Genomic DNA, 17,610 nt, shown 5'->3' with positions numbered 1-17,610 from the left:
ATACGCCGAATTAAAGTTGACTACTACATTCATCAAATGAAAGAGCGGTGCATCATCGTCGCGATTACGATTGGGACAGCCGGGGACAAGACAGATGCATGACGGTTCGATGATCATTCGGGTAGGCTCGCGGGCGCTGCTGGCGTTTCTTCTTGCCGGGGTCGCCCTGCCTGCTTTTGCGCAGGAGAGCGCGGCACCCAAGAAAAATGCCGGCGGGACGACCGTGCTTGAAACGATAACCGTCAATGCCGATGTCAAAAAAGGCGCGCGGGGCTATCAGCCGGTAACGACGGGCACGGCGACGCGAACCGAGACGCCGATCCTTGATATTCCGCAATCGGTCAATGTCGTGACCAACGAAGTGCTGCGTGACCAGCAGGCGCGCTCGCTGGATGATGCGCTCGCCAATGTCAGCGGCGTCACCCAGTCGAACACGCTGGGTGGCACGCAGGATGCAGTCATCCGCCGTGGTTTTGGGGATAATCGCGACGGCTCGATCCTCGTCAACGGGCTGAAGACCGCATTGCCACATTCCTTCAACGATACGGTGGAGCGGGTGGAAGTGCTGAAAGGCCCGGCATCCACTCTCTATGGTATTCTCGATCCGGGCGGCATGGTGAATGTCGTGACGAAGAAACCGGAAGATACGTTTACCGCTGAAGCCTATTCGCGTTTTTCCGCCTTGGGGGCGGGCAAATATGGCACATCAGGTGGTTTCGATGTGACCGGTCCGATTGCGGGAACGGATTTTTCCTATCGCCTGATCGGCCAGGGGGAAAACAGCGATTACTGGCGCAATTTCGGTGAGAAAAAGAACTGGCTCATCGCACCATCGCTGAAATGGAGCGCCGAAGATACCGATATTACAGTTTCCTACATGCATGAGGATTACAGCGTGCCCTTTGATCGCGGCACGATCTTCGATCCGGCGACCGGAAAGGCCATCAATGTCAGCCGACGCCTCAGGCTGGACGAGGCCTATAACATCACCGACGGCAAATCGGATTTGGCGAGCATTTCAATCGACCGCCAATTGTCCGACGACTGGAAGCTGTCGTTGAATTACGCCTACAGCCGCAACGAATATTCGGACAATCAGGCCCGCGTGATGGGTTATAATTCCCGCACGGGGCAGGTGACGCGGCGCGCCGACGCCACGCAATATTCAACCATTTACAACCATGCGGCCCGCGCTGATTTGACCGGTGAGGCCGAGATTGGCGGCCTGCGCAACGATCTGCTGTTCGGCATGTCCTACGATTACAGTGACACGCTGCGCACCGACATGTTGCGTTGTGCAAATTCCACGAATTTCAACATCAACAATCCCGTCTATGGCAGGTTGCCGGCTTGCACGACAGTCAGGGCCGTCGATAGCGACCAGACGGAGGAGCTTTCCACCGCCTCGATCTATATGCAGGACGCCCTGCATCTTAACGACCAATGGATCGCGGTCGGCGGCTTGCGTTACCAGTATTACGACATCTATGCCGGCAAGGGCCGTCCCTTCGTCGTCAATACCGAGAAGGATGGCGGCGAACTCATTCCCAATGCCGGTCTGGTCTACAAGCTCACTCCGAATGCCTCGCTTTACGCCAATGTGGCCAAAACCTTCCGTCCACAATCCTCGATTGGTGCCTATTATGGCGGGCTCGATCCGGAAGAGGGCATCTCCTACGAAGTGGGTGCGAAGTTCGATCTTTTCGCCGGGCTGAACGCCAATATCGCCCTGTTCAACGCCCGCAAGCGCAATGTCGCCTATTCGGAAGATGTCGGCGGCGTCTCGATGGTGAAGGCCGCCGGCCTCGTCCGTTCGCGCGGTGTCGAGGTCGATATTGCCGGCAGCCTGACCAACGATCTCGATCTCATCGCAAGTTATGCCTACACGGATGCGCTGGTGCTTGAGGATCCCACCTATGCCGGCAAACGCCTGCCGAATGTGGCGCGCCACACCGGCTCGCTCTTCCTTGCCTATGATGTCGGCGAGGTCGGGCCTAACGGCAATACGCTGCGCATCGGCGGCGGCGTCCGGGCGGTGGGTGAGCGCGCCGGCATCAACGACAATTCCTATAATCTGCCGGGCTATGCGGTCTTCGACGCCTTCGCCACCTACACGCTTCAGTTCGAAAAGCCGGTGACGCTGCAGCTCAATCTGAAGAATATCTTCGACAAGACCTATTACACCTCGTCCATTGGCTCCACCAGCTATGCCAATACCGTAGGCGAGCCCTTTAATGTCAGCCTGACGGCCAGCGTGAAATTCTGACGGAAAAAGGCGGCACAGGCCATTTGCCTCGCAATATATCGCTCGCGCAAATCAGTCCCTGCGTTTCTTGCATGGCTGCGCTGCGATAAAGCCTATTTAATATGCGGCGAAATCGGGTATCTTGGTGTTCATCGAAGTGATGCACCTCCTCCCGCAGAGCTTCGAGCTGAGGTGACCCTATCCTCCTCCCAAGGGTTGTCTTGTGAACAATGGCACTCCTCCTCCCAGCCGTTGTTCGAGTTTTCGAAAAGCCTGCCGCACCTCCTCCCGCGGCGGGCTTCTTCGTTTTCAGAACAGGGGCATCAGAGGCCAAGGGCGAGCTGCGGTTCCTCATCGCTCTCTTCTCCACTCAGCGATGAAAGAGTAACACCCAGCAGCCGCACCGGACGTTTGAATGGAAAGACGGAGGCAAGCAGGGTCTCGGCCATTTCCTGGAGCGTCGCAAGGTCAGGCACGGCTCCCGAGACAGTCCTGCTGCGTGTCGCCTGAGTGAAATCCGAATATTTGATTTTCACCGTCACTGTCTTTCCGGTGATGTCGTGGGCCTCGCAATACCGCCAGACTTTCTGAGCCAAAGGGCCGAGCTCAGCCTTGGCCAGATCGAGATCGTCGATGTCTTCGACGAATGTATCCTCGGCGCCGACGGACTTGCGGATGCGATCGGGTATTACCTGCCGTTCATCGATGCCGCGGGCGATGTTGTAGAAATAGGGGCCGGACTTTCCGAAATGCTGCTGCAGAAAACCGAGTGACTTCGATTTGAGATCGAGCCCGGTTTCGATGCCATGCCGTCTCATCCGCTCGGCCGTGGCCGGTCCGACGCCGTGGAATTTCTTGACGGCCAGGGCCTCGACAAAGCCGGGGCCATTCTTGGGCGTGATGACGGCCTGGCCATTCGGCTTGTTCAGGTCGCTTGCCATCTTGGCGAGAAACTTGTTGTAGGAGATGCCGGCGGAGGCATTGAGGCCGGTGACCGCCTTGATCCTTGCGCGGATTTCCAGGGCGATTTCGGTGGCGATCTCCATGCCTTTCAGGTTTTCGGTCACGTCGAGATAGGCTTCGTCGAGTGATAGCGGCTCGATCAGCGGGGTATATTCGGCGAATATTTCCCGGATCTGTTGCGACACCTGCCGATATACGTCAAATCGCGGCGGCACGAAGATCAGATCCGGGCATTTCCGTCTGGCGGTGACCGATGGCATCGCGGAACGCACGCCGAAGGTTCTTGCCTCGTAACTCGCCGCAGCCACCACGCCCCGTGCCGCCGATCCGCCGACGGCGACCGGCAGGCCGCGAAGTGCGGGATTGTCGCGTTGCTCCACCGATGCATAAAAGGCATCCATGTCGATATGGATGATCTTTCGAACAGCCGTGTTATCCATCGTTCCAGCCTGTACGATCGTCCTTATTTCCACATTGCTCGCATCCGCGCGCCGACATCGATGCGGATCTGCTGTGCGCTGCGCTCGGAGGCAGCGGCCGAAACCAGCGGCCAGGTGGCGGTTTCGAAGAATTGCAGCAGAGTTGCCGGTATGAAGCGGGTTCTTGCCGCATAAACATGCCGGTCTCCCTGCGCATTCTGGCCATGGGTGAAGAACCGTTGCGGCGTTATCAGCGACAGGCTGTCCTTGGCGCGTGTCATGGCGACATAAAGCAGACGGCGTTCTTCCTCGACTTCATGCGTGGAGCCGACGCCGAGATCGGAGGGGATGCAGCCGTCGACCACATTCAGGATGAAGACGGAACGCCATTCCTGGCCTTTGGCCGAATGAATGGTTGATAGGGTCAGGTAATCCTCATCCAGAAGCGGCACGCCCGCCTGGTCGCTGGTGGCATCCGGGGGATCGAGCGTCAGTTCGGTCAGGAAACGTTCACGGGAGGGGTAGCCGCCGGCAATCTGCTCGAGTTGCAGCAAATCGGCCTTGCGGGTCTCGGCATCCTCATGGATGCGCTCGAGGTGAGGCTCGTACCAGAGCCGCGCGTGCTCGATATCCGATGGCCAGCCGCCGTGCGATTTTCGCAGGTTCGCCAGCAGCTGAACAAAGGATACCCAGTCATCGCCGGTTTTGGGTGGTGGCGGAATTTCGGCAAGGGCGAGCAATGGCTCGGGGTCTGCCGCGATCGCATCGAGAATATTACCCGCTTTTTTCGGGCCGATACCCGGCAGCATCTGAAGAAGCCGGAAACCGGCAACCCGGTCGCGCGGGTTCTGCGCGAACCGCAATACCGCCAGCATGTCTTTCACATGGGCGCTGTCGAGAAACTTCAGGCCGCCAAATTTGACGAAGGGAATGTTACGGCGTGTCAGCTCGACCTCGAGCGGGCCGCTGTGACTGGAGGTGCGAAACAGCACCGCCTGCTGCTTCAGTGTCATGCCGGTCTCACGATTGGCCAGCACCTGGTCGATGATGAAGTTCGCCTGCTCGGTTTCGTCCTTTACCGTCACGAGCTTCGGTCGCTCGAGTGACTGTCGCTCTGTCCAGAGGTTTTTGGTGAACCGCTCACGGGCAAGGTCGATGACGCTGTTGGCCGCAGCCAGTATCGGCTGCGTTGAGCGATAGTTGCGATCAAGGGTGATAATGTCGGCGGCCGGGCTGAAGGATGCCGGAAAATCCAGGATATTGCGTACCGTCGCTGCCCGGAAGGAATAGATCGACTGGGCGTCGTCACCCACCACGGTCAGCCCGCGACCGCCCGGTTTCAACGCCATCAGCACCGAGGCCTGCAGCCGGTTGGTATCCTGATATTCGTCGACCATCACATGGTCGAAACGATCGCCGATATCGCCGGCCAGGTCGGGATCGCTGACCATCTGGGCCCAGTAGAGCAGAAGATCGTCGTAATCGAGCACGTTCTGGGCCTGCTTGGCTTCGACATAGGCGGCGAATAATTGCTTGAGCTCGGCTTCCCAACTGGACACCCACGGATAATGCTGGCGCAGGATTTCTTTCAGCGGCGTCTGCGAGTTGACGGCGCGCGAATAGATCGCAAGGCAGGTTCCCTTGGTTGGAAAACGGCTCTCGGTCTTGGAGAAGCCCAGCTCGTGGCGGGCGAGGTTCATCAGATCGGCGCTGTCTTCGCGGTCATGGATGGTGAAGTCCACGTTCAGCCCGACCTGTTCTGCATAAATCCGCAGGAGGCGCGCGCCAATCCCGTGAAACGTGCCGGACCAGGCCAGCGCATCCGTCAGGGTTCCGGCATTGCTGCCGATGACCTGTTTGCAGATCCGCTCGACACGGCGCGACATTTCGGAAGCGGCGCGGCGTGAAAAGGTCATCAGCAGGATGCGGCGGGGATCGGCGCCATTGACGATCAGATGCGCCACCCGGTGCGCCAGCGTGTTGGTCTTGCCCGAACCGGCGCCGGCGATGATCAGCAATGGTCCGGCCGTGTGTCCTTCCGAAAGTCCAACGCCATGTTCCACGGCCTTGCGCTGCTGCTCGTTCAGTTTGTCCAGATAGGCAACCGCCATGCCTGCATCCTTGATATTTGCCTATCCGCACGACGACGGCCTTATTCAAAAATGCGAGCCGTCTGATGACGGCCGGTCATTTTTGCACTCTCGTCGCAATGATTAGCAAAAACTCAAACAGCAGGCCAGAACAAATAATGAACGCACGTCTCTCTCTTCGATGCCACAGTGGAGAACCCAGGCTGAACGATGATCGCAGCCCCAATCGGCTTGCGCATGGAGTGTCGACCGGCCCGCTTTTCAAGCCACTGAACCAACCCGGTGGCTGATGAGTTCACCAGTCACGCCTTGGGAAGAGGTGTGTTTGTTGGGAGGACCAAAGCATGAAGCATCTGAAACTATGCCTGATCGCTGTCGCGGCACTGGCCACATCGACATTTGCCTTTGCCGAGCAGAAGGCGATGAAGTCTGACGCAACGATCGCGTCGGATATCAATTATCTGCTCTACACACCCAAAGACTATGCCGGCTCGGACAAAACCTATCCCCTCGTCGTCTGGCTGCATGGCGGTGATCAGGGCGGGAGCGACGTCGAAAAGCTGCGCAGCAGCGGCCTGCCAAAATTGATCGAAGGGGGACGTGATTTTCCTTTCATGGTGTTTTCACCGCAAAATCCAAGTGAGGAACTGCTGTATCCGATCGAGCGCGTCGCAAGCGTCCTTGAGTCGGTTGTGGCGGATCATCGGGTGGACCGCAGCCGTATCTATCTGATCGGATATAGCCGGGGAGGGTTCGGGGCCTGGTCGATGGCCGAGCAGTTTCCGCAAACTTTTGCCGCGGTCGTTCCGATTGCCGGTGGCGGCATCCGCCATTACCTCAATCGCACCAATGAAAAGACAGCCTTCTGGGCTTTTCACGGTGCAAGGGATGAGGTGATTCCCTTGTCCGATACGGTGGTGCTCGTCCAGCGTCTCCAGGAGCTGAAACGCAATGTGCGGCTGACGGTTTTCGAGGATACGAACCATGAGGAGGTCGAGGGAAAAGTGCTGGGCGATGAGGCAATGTGGACCTGGCTGCTCCAGCAAAAGCTTGCAAATGAAAAGACGCCTTCGGCACCCTGAATCCGCAGCGGGCACCATTTTACCGCTGTTACAAAAGCCCACAACCCAGCGCGGCCGTCATAAGGCCGCGCTGGCCGACTCGTAAGCCTTCATCAAAACATCTCTTCGAAAGTGTGCCTTTCCCCTCTTGACATCGAATAGCGATGTCGTGCTAATACGCATTAACAGCTAATACGTATTAGCAGTCAGCGAATGTCGGGGAGGGCATTGCGTGACCAGCCATAAACGCCTTACTCAGAACGATATTGCCAAGCTTGCCGGCGTCAGCCAGGCCACGGTGTCGCTTGTTCTGAACGGTGCGCCGACTGCGATTGCCCGTATCCCGGCAGAAACACGCGAACGCGTGCAGGCAGTCATTCGCGAGACGGGGTATGTCGCGGACCCAATCGCGCGCCGCATGGCCAAGGGGCTTAATCGCATCCTCGGCGTCTTCACCTATGAGCCCGCTTTTCCAAGTGCACAGGCCGATTTCTTCACGCCGTTCCTGTTGGGCATCGAGGAAGAGGCGCAGCAGCAGGCATACGATCTTCTGCTGCTGACCAGTGCCGGCGTCGGCAACAACCGCAAGATTTTTTCCGAGGGCAACAGGCTCCGGATCGCCGATGGCTGCCTGGTCCTCGGTCGCGAATTTGACCGCAAGGAACTCGCCCGGCTGGTCTCGGAAGATTATCCATTTGTGGCGATTGGCCGACGCGACGATGCCGGCGGGCCGGTGCCCTATGTTGGCGGCGACTATGCCGCAGGGACGCGGCAGCTTGTTGAAGACGCCATGGAGCTCGGGCATTCGAAACTCGCCTATATCGGCCCTGCCGGTCCGGCGGAATCGATTGCCGACCGCTGGCGAGGTTTCAGCGACGCGCTCGGCATGGCGGCGACGCTTGCCGTGCACATAAAGGCGGTAAACCGGCCTGCTGAAAAAATCCTCGATGCGATTATCGAAAGCGGCGCGACGGTGGCATTTTTCATAGAACTAGCGGATGCGGTGCGCGTCGAGACTTTGGCACGGGAGCGCGGAATCGGCGTGCCCGAGGTGTTTTCGATGGTCGTGCTCGGCAGCCATATTCGCGCCGGCCGCAGCCCCGTGCGTTTCACTTCCTATGAAATTCCCCGTGAAGAGATGGGCCGGCAGGCGACTGCAATGCTGGTGAACCGCATCGAGACGGGCAGCCCGGGAAGTCAGATTTTACTCAAGTGCCAACCCGTCAAGGGTGAAACATTGGGGCCGGCTCCAGCGGCCTCCCCGGATAAGTCCCCAGTCAACAAAACGGATGTGACGACGTGAAAGAGATGCAAGCAGACATTCTTGTGGTCGGTGGTGGCCTTGGCGGCGTGGCGGCGGCACTCGGTGCCGCACGCGCCGGAAAGCGCGTGATCATGACCGAGGAATATGACTGGATCGGCGGTCAGCTGACCAGCCAGGCCGTGCCGTCGGATGAACATAGCTGGGTCGAGCAGTTCGGCATCACCCGCTCTTATCGCGCGCTGCGCAACGGCGTGCGCCAATATTACCGCGACCATTACCCACTGACGGAAGGCGCCCGCGCCTGGGGTGACCTCAATCCGGGTGGCGGCTGGGTCAGCCGGATCTGCGCCGAACCGCGCGTCAGCCTTGCGGTGATGGAAAGCATGCTGATGCCCTATGTCGGCGCGGACCGGCTGACGGTGCTCAAGCCCTACCGCCCGGTCACTGCCGATGTGGATGGCGACCGGGTGCGCTCGATTACCGTGAAGCATCGCGACAGCGGAGCCGAGATCGTCATTTCCGCAGACTATATTCTTGATGCGACCGAACTCGGCGATCTGCTGCCGATGACGGGCACGGAATATGCCAAGGGGTTCGAGGCGCAATCGGACACGGGTGAGCCCAGTGCGCCGGCCAGCGCCCAGCCTGATAATGTGCAGGCCGTGTCGATCTGCTTTGCAATCGACCACGTCGACGGCGATCAGACGATCGACAAGCCTGATAATTATGACTACTGGCGCAAGTACCAGCCGCATTTCTGGGGTGGGCCGATGCTCGGTTTCACCGCGCCGCATCCGCGCACCCTTGAGCATACGACCCGCTCCTTCACGCCAAATCCGGATGATGATCCGCTGCTGGTCGATGCCGATCAGCGCAAGGGCGGTGGCGATGAAAACCTCTGGATTTTCCGTCGTATTGCGGCACGCAAGAACTTCGCGACGGGTTTTTATAAGTCCGATATCTGCCTCGTGAACTGGCCGATGATCGACTATATGGACGGCACCATCATCGATGTCTCGGAAGAGGAAAAGGCGCGGCATCTGAAGGCGGCGGCCGAACTTTCCTATTCGGTGTTTTACTGGTTGCAAACAGAAGCACCGCGCCTCGATGGCGGACAGGGTTTTCGCGGCCTGCGCCTCAGAGGCGATATTACCGGCACCGAACACGGCCTTGCCATGGCGCCCTATATCCGTGAAAGCCGCCGCATCAAGCCGGTCACGCGTATCGTTGAACAGGATCTTTCCTACACGGTTCGCGGCGACAGGGGGGCTTTCCGTTATCGCGACAGCATCGGTATCGGCATGTACCGCATCGATCTGCACCCATCGACCGGCGGCGACAATTATATCGATGTGCCTTCCTGCCCCTTCGAGATTCCGCTCGGCGCACTCATACCCGAGCGCGTGAAGAACCTTATTCCGGCCGGCAAGAACATCGGCACGACGCATATCACCAATGGCTGCTACCGCCTGCATCCGGTCGAATGGAACATCGGCGAAGTAGCTGGAATGTTGGCGGCCTATTGCCTGGAAAAAGGCCTGACGCCGCATGAAGTGCAGGAAGACGATCAACATCTTCATGCCTTCCAGACGGCGCTGACCCGCGAGGGCATCGAAATACGCTGGCCGGATATCGCGGCCTATTAGGACGACGGACTGCCGTTCGATCGAACCCATCTTTGGAGGAGGACTGGGAATGAATAATCATTGGAAAATGCAATCCACGGCCTGTGCGCTGGCCCTTATCGGCTCGTTTGCCCTTGCCGGAACCGCAGCGGCGCAGGATGCGATCAAGCTGCGCATGACGATCTGGAGTGCCAACGAAGCGCATCTGAAACTGTTCAACGACATCGCGGCCGGCTTCAAGAAGGACCACCCTAATGTCAGCGTGACCTATGAGTCCCTGCCGTTCGACACCTACACGACCGCGCTGACGACCCAGATTGCGGGCGGCAATGCGCCTGACATGGCATGGATTTTCGAGACCTCGGCCTATGATTTCGTGAAGTCAGGCGCGCTCTATCCGCTCACCGACACGCTGAAAGCCGCGCAGGGTTATAATCTCGATGAAGTCAGCGCCGGGGCCACGGAACGCTGGTCGCAGGACGGCAAGCTTTTCGCCTATCCATTCTCGACCTCGCCTTTCGCGGTGTTCGTCAACAATGATCTCATCAAGGCCGCAGGCGCAAAGACCCCGGCGGACATGATCGCTGCCGGCGAATGGACCTGGGAAAACGCCATCGCTACCGCCTCGGCGGTCGCGAAATCAGGCAAGGGCGGGCTTGTCGTCCGCGACTTCAATTACCAGAGCTGGCAATATCTGACCTCGGTCTGGAACGGCTGGGGCGCATCACCCTGGAGCGCGGATGGCGCAACCTGCACCATGGCGGAAAAGCCGATGGCGGATGCGGTGTCGTTCATCCATGATGCCATCTTCAACAAGAAGGCCATGCCCGGCCCCGGCGAGACGGTCGATTTCTTCGCCGGTAATGCGGCGATGACCATTACCCAGATCAGCCGTGCCTCGCTTCTGCCGAAGGACAAGCCTTTCGGCTGGGACCTCGTGCCGCTGCCGAAGGGGCCGGCCGGTGAATACGCGCTGATTGGGCAGGCCGGTATCGGCGTCATGCAGTCCGGCAAGAATGCGCAGACGGCGGCCGAATTCGTCGCTTACATGACCAATCCGGAAAATTCGGCAAAGCTCAGCCAGTTCTTCCCCTCGGCACGCAAATCGCTGTTGAATGCGGAGGTTTTGAAAAAGACCAACCCGCTGCTCAGTCAGGAGCAGATCGAAAAGGTCGTCATATCAGGCATCGCCACGGGCAAGGTCATGCCCGGCCACACCGGCTTTGCCCAGATCCAGCAGATCGTGCGCTCAAACCTCGATGCCGTCTGGCGGCCGGAGGCCGATGTCGCGGGTGCGCTTCAAAAAATCTGCGGCCAGATCGCGCCGCTCCTGAAGCGCTGAGGAGAAGGCCATGGCTGTCGCGCAGGAGACTACCCGTCCCCGGCATCGCCCTGCATCGGCGTTCTGGACCATCGCGCGGCGCGACAGCCTCGCAGGCTTTCTGTTCATCGCCCCGCAACTGATCGGGATCATCATCTTCGTGCTGATCCCGCTCGGGCTGGTGTTCTGGTATTCGCTGCATGAGTGGAACGTGCTCGCCAATACCTTCACCTATACCGGTGCGCAGAACTACCGGATGCTCATCGAAGACGGCAATCTTCTGGAGGTGCTGGGCGCGACCGGGATATTCTCCGCCGGCCTCGTCGTGTTCAACCTGTCGCTGGCGCTGCTGCTTGCCGTGCTGCTCAACCAGAAGCTTGCCGGCATTGCGATCTTCAGAACGCTGTTCTTCTCGCCGGTCGTCGTGTCGCTGGTTGCCTGGACGATCGTCTGGGGTTTCCTGCTGCAGAAGAACGGCGGCATCAACGGCATGTTGCTGATGGTCGGCGTCGAAGGCCCCAACTGGCTGCGCGAGGAGACGACAGCGATGATTTCGGTCATCGTCGTGCAGGTCTTCAAGAATGTCGGGCTCAATATGATCCTGTTTCTGGCGGCACTTCAGGGCGTGCCGAAGGAACTCTACGAGGCCGCCCGCATCGACGGTGCGCCAGCCTTCAAGCAGTTCCGTCGCATCACCCTGCCGCTGATCAGCCCGACGATCCTGTTGACCTCGATCATCACCATCGTCGGCTCGCTGCAGGTTTTCGCGCAGATTGCGGTTCTGACCCAGGGCGGACCGGGTCTCTCGACCACGGTGCTGGTTTATTACCTCTATCAGCAGGCCTTTCAGTTCCATTTCTTCGGTTACGGCTCGACGCTGTCCATCCTGCTGTTTCTGATCGTCGCCGTGCTGACCTTCGCCCAGTGGCAGATGCGCAAGAGGATCGTCTTTTATGAAAGCTGACCTTTCCCCTCGCATGCAGGTGGCGCTCTACGGTCTGTTATGCGTGCTGCTGATCCCCTTCGTCTTTCCGACCTGGTGGATGGTGACCTCGTCCATCAAGCCCATCAGCGACATCTTCGCCTTCCCGCCGCAGCTCATTCCTGAGAGCCACGACTGGACGACCTATTCGAAGGTCTTCGAGTTGCAGCCCTTCGTGCGGCAATACTGGAACTCCGCCTATATTGCCGCTGTCGTGACGATCGGCACGATGATCATCTCCTCCATGGCGGGATATGCCTTTGCGCGGATCCGGTTTCCGGGCGCCAATGCCATCTTCATGATCGTGCTGCTTGGCCTCCTGATCCCCTCGGAAGTGACGATCGTGCCGCTGTTCCAGATGTTCCTGAAGGCCGGCATGGTCAACACCCACTGGCCGCTGATCCTCGTGCCGATTTTCGGCGCGCCAAGCGTGTTTGCAACTTTCGTCATGCGGCAGTTCTTTGTGACGCTGCCGGGGGAACTGGAGGAGGCGGCGCGTGTCGATGGTCTCGGGCGTTTCAAGATCTTTCGCAAGATTGCACTGCCGCTGGCAAAGCCGGCGCTGGCGTCGGTCGCGATCTTTACGTTCCTGCATTCCTGGAACCTGTTCCTCGAGCCCATCGTCTTTCTCTCCAGCGCCGAGATGTTCACGCTGCCACAGGCGCTGACGCAATATACCGACGCCTATGGCGGACCGATGTGGAACATCCAGCTTGCCGCAGCCACGCTGACCGCGCTGCCCGTGCTCATCGTCTTCGTGATTGCCCAGAAGCAGTTCGTCGAAGGCCTCGCCCATACCGGCCTCAAGGGCTGAAGAACCGGAAACCGATTGATGGCTAATGTTACCCTGTCCGACATCCGCAAAAGCTATGGCGCGGTTAAAACCATTCACGGCGTCGATCTCGACATCAGGGATGGCGAATTTGTCGTCCTTGTCGGCCCCTCCGGCTGCGGCAAGTCCACATTGCTGCGGATGATAGCCGGTCTTGAAACGATTACCGGCGGCGAACTCAGGATCGGCGAGCGGATCGTCAACGATTTCGACCCGAAGGACCGCGATATTGCCATGGTGTTCCAGTCCTATGCCCTTTATCCGCATATGACGGTCGCCAGCAATATGGGCTTCTCGCTGGAGCATCGTGGTTCAAGCAAGCAGGAAATTGCTGAAAAGGTGAACTGGGCAGCGGATATCCTTGGCCTCGCGCAGCTGCTCGACCGTTATCCGCGCCAGCTTTCCGGCGGCCAGCGCCAGCGCGTTGCGATGGGCCGCGCCATCGTGCGCAATCCGCAGGTGTTCCTGTTCGATGAGCCCCTGTCCAATCTTGATGCGAAGTTGCGCGTCGTCATGCGCGGCGAGATCAAGGCGCTGCACCAGAAGCTGAAAACCACCACGATCTATGTGACGCACGACCAGGTCGAGGCGATGACGATGGCCGACAGGGTCGTTGTTCTCAATGGCGGCAGGGTCGAACAGATCGGCACGCCGCTCGATCTTTACGACCGCCCGGCAAATCAGTTCGTTGCGGGTTTCATCGGTTCGCCATCGATGAATTTCCTGTCCGGCAGGATAACCGAAAGAGGTTTTGAAACTGCGGGTATCGTGTTGCCCCTGCCGGTTCCCACGGCCGGCCTTGCCGGCAAACAGGCCGTCTACGGCATCCGCCCGGAACATTTCCTGCTGGATGCCAACGGCGTTCCGGCCGAAATAATGCTGGTCGAACCTTTGGGATCGGAAACGCAGGTCACCATGAAACTCGGTGATTCCAAGGTGCTCGGCGTCTTTCGGGAACGCATAGGGCAGGCAGTCGGCGACAGCATCATGGTCTCGCCGACGCTCAACTGCGTCCATCTGTTTTCGAATGAAGACGGAGCACGGCTGAACTGATCACGGGCCCTCTGCCTCTTGCGCGGGCCGAGGGCCTGATCAGATGCTGGACTGCCAGGGTAACACCCTTGCGGTCCAGCTTTTCCAATGGCTCACCCCATGACGGCTTTCAAAGGAAGCTGCTTTCGAAGAGCTCGCCAGAATAGGCTGCGTGGGTGATGCCGGCTTCAAGATCAGCCTTGGTCAACTCATCGACAAAAACGCCATTCTGCATGACCAGAACACGATCGCACATATGGGCGATGACCGACAGGTCATGGCTGACGAGAACGAAGGTGAGGTTCTGGTCTTCACGCTGATCTGCCAGCAGGTTCAGGATTTCCGCCTGAATGGAGACGTCGAGCGCGGATGTCGGCTCGTCGAGCAGCAGGATCGGCGGCTCGAGGATAAGCGCACGGGCAATCGCCACACGCTGACGCTGGCCGCCGGACAGTTCATGCGGGAAGCGCTCGGCAAAATGCGCGGGCAGGCCGACCTGTTGCAGGGCGGCCGGCACTTTCGACCAGCCATCGCCAAGCCCCATCGATCGGATCGGTTCGGCCAGAGCGCGGCCGATGCGGTGGCGTGGATGCAGGGAACCATAGGGGTCCTGGAACACCATCTGCGCCAGCTTCAGTTCGTCGCGGCTACGGACTTTGCCGACAGGCTTGCCTTCGAAGGCGATCGATCCGGTCCAGCCGGCTTCCAGCCCGGCAAGCGATCGCAGCAATGTCGACTTGCCGCAACCGCTTTCGCCAACGATGCCGAGTGTTTCGCCTCGGTTGACCCGAAAGCTGACATCGCGCACGACGTGATTGCGGTTTTCCTTTGTGCCGTAGACGACATCCAGCTTGTCTACGTTGATCATCGCATCACCTCCGCATCGATTGCCTGGCGATCCAGCACCTTGAGGCGCCGGACCGGGTTGCGGGGATCGGGCATGGCCGCGATCAGGCCCCGCGTATAGGGATGTTGCGCATCTTCGAGCTTGGAAAGCGTCTCCACGACGCGTCCGCCATACATGACCAGCACGCGTTCGCAGAAGGCGGCGACCATGCGGATATCGTGACTGATGAGGATGAGGCCGGAATTATTCTCGCGCACCATCTCGTCCAGAAGCAGAAGGACATCCTTGCGGACACTGACATCCAGGGCGGAGGTCGGTTCGTCGGCAATCACCAGCTTGGGTTTCGCAAGCAGCATCATGGCAATCATCACGCGCTGTCCCATGCCGCCCGAAATCTGGTGCGGATAAAGCCCCATCACGCGGTCAGGGTCGTTGATGCGCACGCGCAGCAGCATGTCGCGCGCGGCATTTCTGGCGGCCTTGCCGGTCAGCGCCAGATGCAGCTCGGCCGCTTCCGCCACCTGCTTTCCAATCGGCAGGACAGGATTGAGGGAATAACGCGGGTCCTGCATGATGAGTGCCATCTCGCTGCCTCGGATCGCACCCATCTGGCGCTCGGATTTTTCAAGCAGGGGTTCGGAGAGGAAATCCATCCGTTCTGCCGTCACCGTGGCGCTCTTGGGCAGAAGGCGCATCGCGGCGCGGCCGGTCGTGGACTTTCCGGACCCGGATTCGCCGACGATGCCGACACGCTCGCGCCCGACGTCGAAGTTGACATTGGAGACGGCGGGGATGGCGTTGCGGCCGAAGCGAACGTTGAGATCGCGGACCGAAAGAATGGGGGAGCTATCAGGAACGGGCATGACGCGGATCCAGTAGGTCGCGCAGCGTATCGCCAGCGATGTTGAAGGCAAGGCTCGTCAAGAGGATCGCGATGCCGGGCATGACGGCGACCCACCAGTAATCGAGCATGAATTTACGGCCGCTGGAAATCATCGCGCCCCATTCGGGAAGCGGCGGCTGCGCGCCGAGACCGAGGAAGCCAAGCGAGGCGGCGGTCAGGATGATGCCGGCCATGTTCAGCGTCAGTCTGACGATGACTGACGGAATGCACATCGGCGCAATATAGAGAAACAGGATGCGCATCGGCGAGGCCCCATAGAGGCGTGCGGCCGCAACATAGTCGGTGTTGCGCACGACCAGAGCTTCGGCCCGCGCCAGACGCGCGATGGGCGGCCAAGCGGTCAGCGAGATCGCGATGATTGCGGTGCCGAGACCGGCTCCCATTGCAGCAGCAAAGGCAAGTGCCAGAACGAGCGAAGGGAAGGAAAGGACGATATCGGTCGCGCGCATCAGAATGGCGTCGGTTCGGCCGCCGAAGAAACCGGCCATGACCCCGATTGCAAGCCCGATCGGGCCGACGATGACCGAGACTGACAAAACGGTCTGGATCGTGATGCGGGTGCCATAGACGAGGCGGCTGAAAATATCGCGGCCAAATTCGTCGGTCCCCGCCAGATGCGCCCAGCTGGGAGGCTGAAGCGCATTGTCGAGCGTCTGGCGCACGGGATCGTAGGGCGCAATGAGCGGAGCGAAAATGGCGACGACGACCAGAATGGCGAGAATGGCAAAGCCGAACATTCCAAGCGGCTCGTCTCCAAGCTTCCGCAGCGTCCGCGCTGTCGTGGTTGATATCCGCGACAAGGCGCTGCGGCTCTGCACGGGATTGTTCTGTGTGATATCGGTCATCGAGCGACCTCCCGTGTCCGCGGGTCGAGTGTGGTATAGGCCACGTCTGCCAGGAAGTTGAGCATCATGAAGATGAAGCCGATGACGATCGTGGCTGCGAGGATCGCATTCATGTCACCGATAAGCAGTGCATTCGTCATATATTGTCCGATACCGGGCCAGGAAAAGACGATTTCGGTCACCACGGCGCCTTCCAGCAGGTTGCCATAGGAGATGGCGAGAACCGTGATCAGCTGCACCGCAATGTTCGGCAGCACGTGGCGGGTGATGGTACGCGCCGGGCTGACGCCCTTGGCACGCGCCGCAATCACATAGTCCTGGCTGAGCTGTTCGAGGGTGAAGGCGCGCGTCATGCGGGTGATGTAGGCCATGGCCATATAGGCAAGGATGATCGCCGGCAGCATGATGTGGGCGAGCGCGTTCCAGAAGATTTCCGTCTCACCTGCGAGAAGAGTGTCGACCAGCATCAACCCCGTTTTAGGCTCCACGAGGCCTTCGTAAAAGACATCCACGCGGCCGGGGCCTGCGACGAGGTTGAGATTGGCATAAAAAATCACGAGCCCGACGATACCGAACCAGAAGACGGGTATCGAATGCCCCACCAGCGCAAAGACACGCGCGAACTTGTCGATGAACGTGTCGCGGAACAGGGCTGCGGCAAGACCGAGCGGCACGCCGATGACGGTGGAGATGATGATTGCAAGAGTTGCAAGCTCAAGCGTTGCCGGGAAGGCCTGCGCCAGGTCCCGCGTTACCGGGTTTCCGGTCAAAATAGCTATACCGAAATCGCCGTGCAGCAGGCCGCGGAGATAGATGAAAAACTGCTGGTAAAGCGGCAGGTCAAGTCCAAGCCGAGCCCGCATGGCTTCATAGGCTTTGGGATCTGCAAGCTCACCGACGATTGCCCCCACCGGGTCGGTCGGCATCACCCGGCCAATGATGAAGGTGATGCAGAGCAGGATGAAGAGGCTGACGACAAGTTGCAGGAAGCGATGTCCGAGCCCGCGCAGTGAAATTTCAGTCATCGCAGGTCGCACTTCCACGGGAAGACGCTGTCAGCGATGCCACTTTTTGAACCGCTCGCTGCGGACGCGCAATTCTACCTTGCAAAAACTTTTGATGGTACTTCATCCCAACTCCTCCCTGAGCTAACATGAAAACATATGACGTAACGCCACGT

Annotated in this window: 14 protein-coding genes; 8 read left to right on the top strand and 6 right to left on the bottom strand. The window is 59.3% G+C overall.

All coding sequences use genetic code 11. The features are described 5' to 3' along the window. The first annotated feature begins 94 nt into the window (after nucleotides 1-94). Nucleotides 95-2,266, top strand: a complete 2,172-nt coding sequence (locus tag OK142_RS15615; protein ID WP_498683739.1) for a TonB-dependent siderophore receptor — start codon at nucleotides 95-97, stop codon at nucleotides 2,264-2,266. Nucleotides 2,267-2,568: 302 nt separating this feature from the next. On the opposite strand, the gene dinB is transcribed toward OK142_RS15615, so the two are convergent. Both dinB and OK142_RS15605 read right to left on the bottom strand, forming a co-directional pair. Next, nucleotides 2,569-3,648, bottom strand: a complete 1,080-nt coding sequence (gene dinB, locus OK142_RS15610; protein ID WP_498683737.1) for a DNA polymerase IV — start codon at nucleotides 3,646-3,648, stop codon at nucleotides 2,569-2,571. Nucleotides 3,649-3,671: 23 nt separating this feature from the next. Beyond that, a complete protein-coding gene (locus tag OK142_RS15605; protein WP_498683736.1) occupies nucleotides 3,672-5,738 on the bottom strand; it encodes an ATP-dependent helicase in 2,067 nt (688 codons plus the stop codon). 323 nt (nucleotides 5,739-6,061) lie between these two features. Between OK142_RS15605 and OK142_RS15600 the strand changes: the two genes are divergently transcribed. From OK142_RS15600 to OK142_RS15570, 7 genes are all read left to right on the top strand, one after another. Beyond that, entirely contained in the window at nucleotides 6,062-6,799 is a 738-nt protein-coding gene (locus OK142_RS15600) for a carboxylesterase family protein (protein ID WP_137039723.1), read from the top strand. Between the two features lie 211 nt (nucleotides 6,800-7,010). Continuing rightward, nucleotides 7,011-8,081: a LacI family DNA-binding transcriptional regulator gene (locus OK142_RS15595; protein WP_498683734.1), complete on the top strand. Its 1,071-nt coding sequence runs from the start codon at nucleotides 7,011-7,013 to the stop codon at nucleotides 8,079-8,081. Nucleotides 8,082-8,086: 5 nt separating this feature from the next. Continuing rightward, nucleotides 8,087-9,688, top strand: a complete 1,602-nt coding sequence (locus OK142_RS15590; RefSeq protein WP_498683918.1) for an FAD-dependent oxidoreductase — start codon at nucleotides 8,087-8,089, stop codon at nucleotides 9,686-9,688. 49 nt (nucleotides 9,689-9,737) lie between these two features. Further along, nucleotides 9,738-11,009: an ABC transporter substrate-binding protein gene (locus OK142_RS15585; RefSeq protein ID WP_498683732.1), complete on the top strand. Its 1,272-nt coding sequence runs from the start codon at nucleotides 9,738-9,740 to the stop codon at nucleotides 11,007-11,009. A 10-nt stretch (nucleotides 11,010-11,019) separates the two neighbouring features. Further along, a complete protein-coding gene (locus tag OK142_RS15580; RefSeq protein ID WP_498683731.1) occupies nucleotides 11,020-11,952 on the top strand; it encodes a carbohydrate ABC transporter permease in 933 nt (310 codons plus the stop codon). Further along, a complete protein-coding gene (locus tag OK142_RS15575) occupies nucleotides 11,942-12,784 on the top strand; it encodes a carbohydrate ABC transporter permease (RefSeq protein ID WP_498683730.1) in 843 nt (280 codons plus the stop codon). Before OK142_RS15580 ends, OK142_RS15575 begins: the two co-directional genes overlap by 11 nt. Before the next feature lie 18 nt (nucleotides 12,785-12,802). Continuing rightward, on the top strand, nucleotides 12,803-13,855 hold the full coding sequence (locus OK142_RS15570) for an ABC transporter ATP-binding protein (protein ID WP_498683729.1): 1,053 nt from the start codon (nucleotides 12,803-12,805) through the stop codon (nucleotides 13,853-13,855). Between the two features lie 109 nt (nucleotides 13,856-13,964). Here OK142_RS15570 and OK142_RS15565 read toward each other — a convergent pair whose 3' ends face one another. Genes OK142_RS15565 through OK142_RS15550 form a run of 4 tightly spaced genes read right to left on the bottom strand, consistent with a single transcriptional unit; the run spans nucleotide 13,965 to nucleotide 17,455 of the window. Further along, nucleotides 13,965-14,702 carry an ABC transporter ATP-binding protein gene (locus OK142_RS15565; protein WP_216332163.1) on the bottom strand — a complete coding sequence of 246 codons (738 nt, stop codon included), beginning with the start codon at nucleotides 14,700-14,702 and terminating at the stop codon, nucleotides 13,965-13,967. Then, the gene (locus OK142_RS15560; RefSeq protein WP_313608113.1) at nucleotides 14,699-15,544 is read right to left on the bottom strand and encodes an ABC transporter ATP-binding protein; all 846 of its coding nucleotides are present in this window, start codon (nucleotides 15,542-15,544) and stop codon (nucleotides 14,699-14,701) included. Before OK142_RS15560 ends, OK142_RS15565 begins: the two co-directional genes overlap by 4 nt. Then, a complete protein-coding gene (locus tag OK142_RS15555; RefSeq protein ID WP_137039731.1) occupies nucleotides 15,531-16,430 on the bottom strand; it encodes an ABC transporter permease in 900 nt (299 codons plus the stop codon). Before OK142_RS15555 ends, OK142_RS15560 begins: the two co-directional genes overlap by 14 nt. After that, nucleotides 16,427-17,455, bottom strand: a complete 1,029-nt coding sequence (locus OK142_RS15550) for an ABC transporter permease (RefSeq protein WP_498683726.1) — start codon at nucleotides 17,453-17,455, stop codon at nucleotides 16,427-16,429. The genes OK142_RS15555 and OK142_RS15550 overlap by 4 nt, the downstream gene beginning before the upstream one ends. Nucleotides 17,456-17,610 lie beyond the last annotated feature (155 nt).

Source organism: Agrobacterium sp. BT-220-3 (genome assembly GCF_025910175.1).
GTDB classification, from domain to species: domain Bacteria; phylum Pseudomonadota; class Alphaproteobacteria; order Rhizobiales; family Rhizobiaceae; genus Agrobacterium; species Agrobacterium oryzihabitans.
Note: the sequence above shows the minus strand (reverse complement) of the source record. Positions and strands in the feature narration are given on the sequence as shown.

What these genes read in the sequence shown, in the direction of transcription:
- OK142_RS15615 (WP_498683739.1), top strand. Translation starts at nt 95, where the DNA reads ATGCATGACGGTTCGATGATCATTCGGGTAGGCTCGCGGGCGCTGCTG.
- dinB (WP_498683737.1), bottom strand. Translation starts at nt 3,648, where the DNA reads ATGGATAACACGGCTGTTCGAAAGATCATCCATATCGACATGGATGCC.
- OK142_RS15605 (WP_498683736.1), bottom strand. Translation starts at nt 5,738, where the DNA reads ATGGCGGTTGCCTATCTGGACAAACTGAACGAGCAGCAGCGCAAGGCC.
- OK142_RS15600 (WP_137039723.1), top strand. Translation starts at nt 6,062, where the DNA reads ATGAAGCATCTGAAACTATGCCTGATCGCTGTCGCGGCACTGGCCACA.
- OK142_RS15590 (WP_498683918.1), top strand. Translation starts at nt 8,087, where the DNA reads ATGCAAGCAGACATTCTTGTGGTCGGTGGTGGCCTTGGCGGCGTGGCG.
- OK142_RS15585 (WP_498683732.1), top strand. Translation starts at nt 9,738, where the DNA reads ATGAATAATCATTGGAAAATGCAATCCACGGCCTGTGCGCTGGCCCTT.
- OK142_RS15580 (WP_498683731.1), top strand. Translation starts at nt 11,020, where the DNA reads ATGGCTGTCGCGCAGGAGACTACCCGTCCCCGGCATCGCCCTGCATCG.
- OK142_RS15575 (WP_498683730.1), top strand. Translation starts at nt 11,942, where the DNA reads ATGAAAGCTGACCTTTCCCCTCGCATGCAGGTGGCGCTCTACGGTCTG.
- OK142_RS15570 (WP_498683729.1), top strand. Translation starts at nt 12,803, where the DNA reads ATGGCTAATGTTACCCTGTCCGACATCCGCAAAAGCTATGGCGCGGTT.
- OK142_RS15565 (WP_216332163.1), bottom strand. Translation starts at nt 14,702, where the DNA reads ATGATCAACGTAGACAAGCTGGATGTCGTCTACGGCACAAAGGAAAAC.
- OK142_RS15560 (WP_313608113.1), bottom strand. Translation starts at nt 15,544, where the DNA reads ATGCCCGTTCCTGATAGCTCCCCCATTCTTTCGGTCCGCGATCTCAAC.
- OK142_RS15555 (WP_137039731.1), bottom strand. Translation starts at nt 16,430, where the DNA reads ATGACCGATATCACACAGAACAATCCCGTGCAGAGCCGCAGCGCCTTG.
- OK142_RS15550 (WP_498683726.1), bottom strand. Translation starts at nt 17,455, where the DNA reads ATGACTGAAATTTCACTGCGCGGGCTCGGACATCGCTTCCTGCAACTT.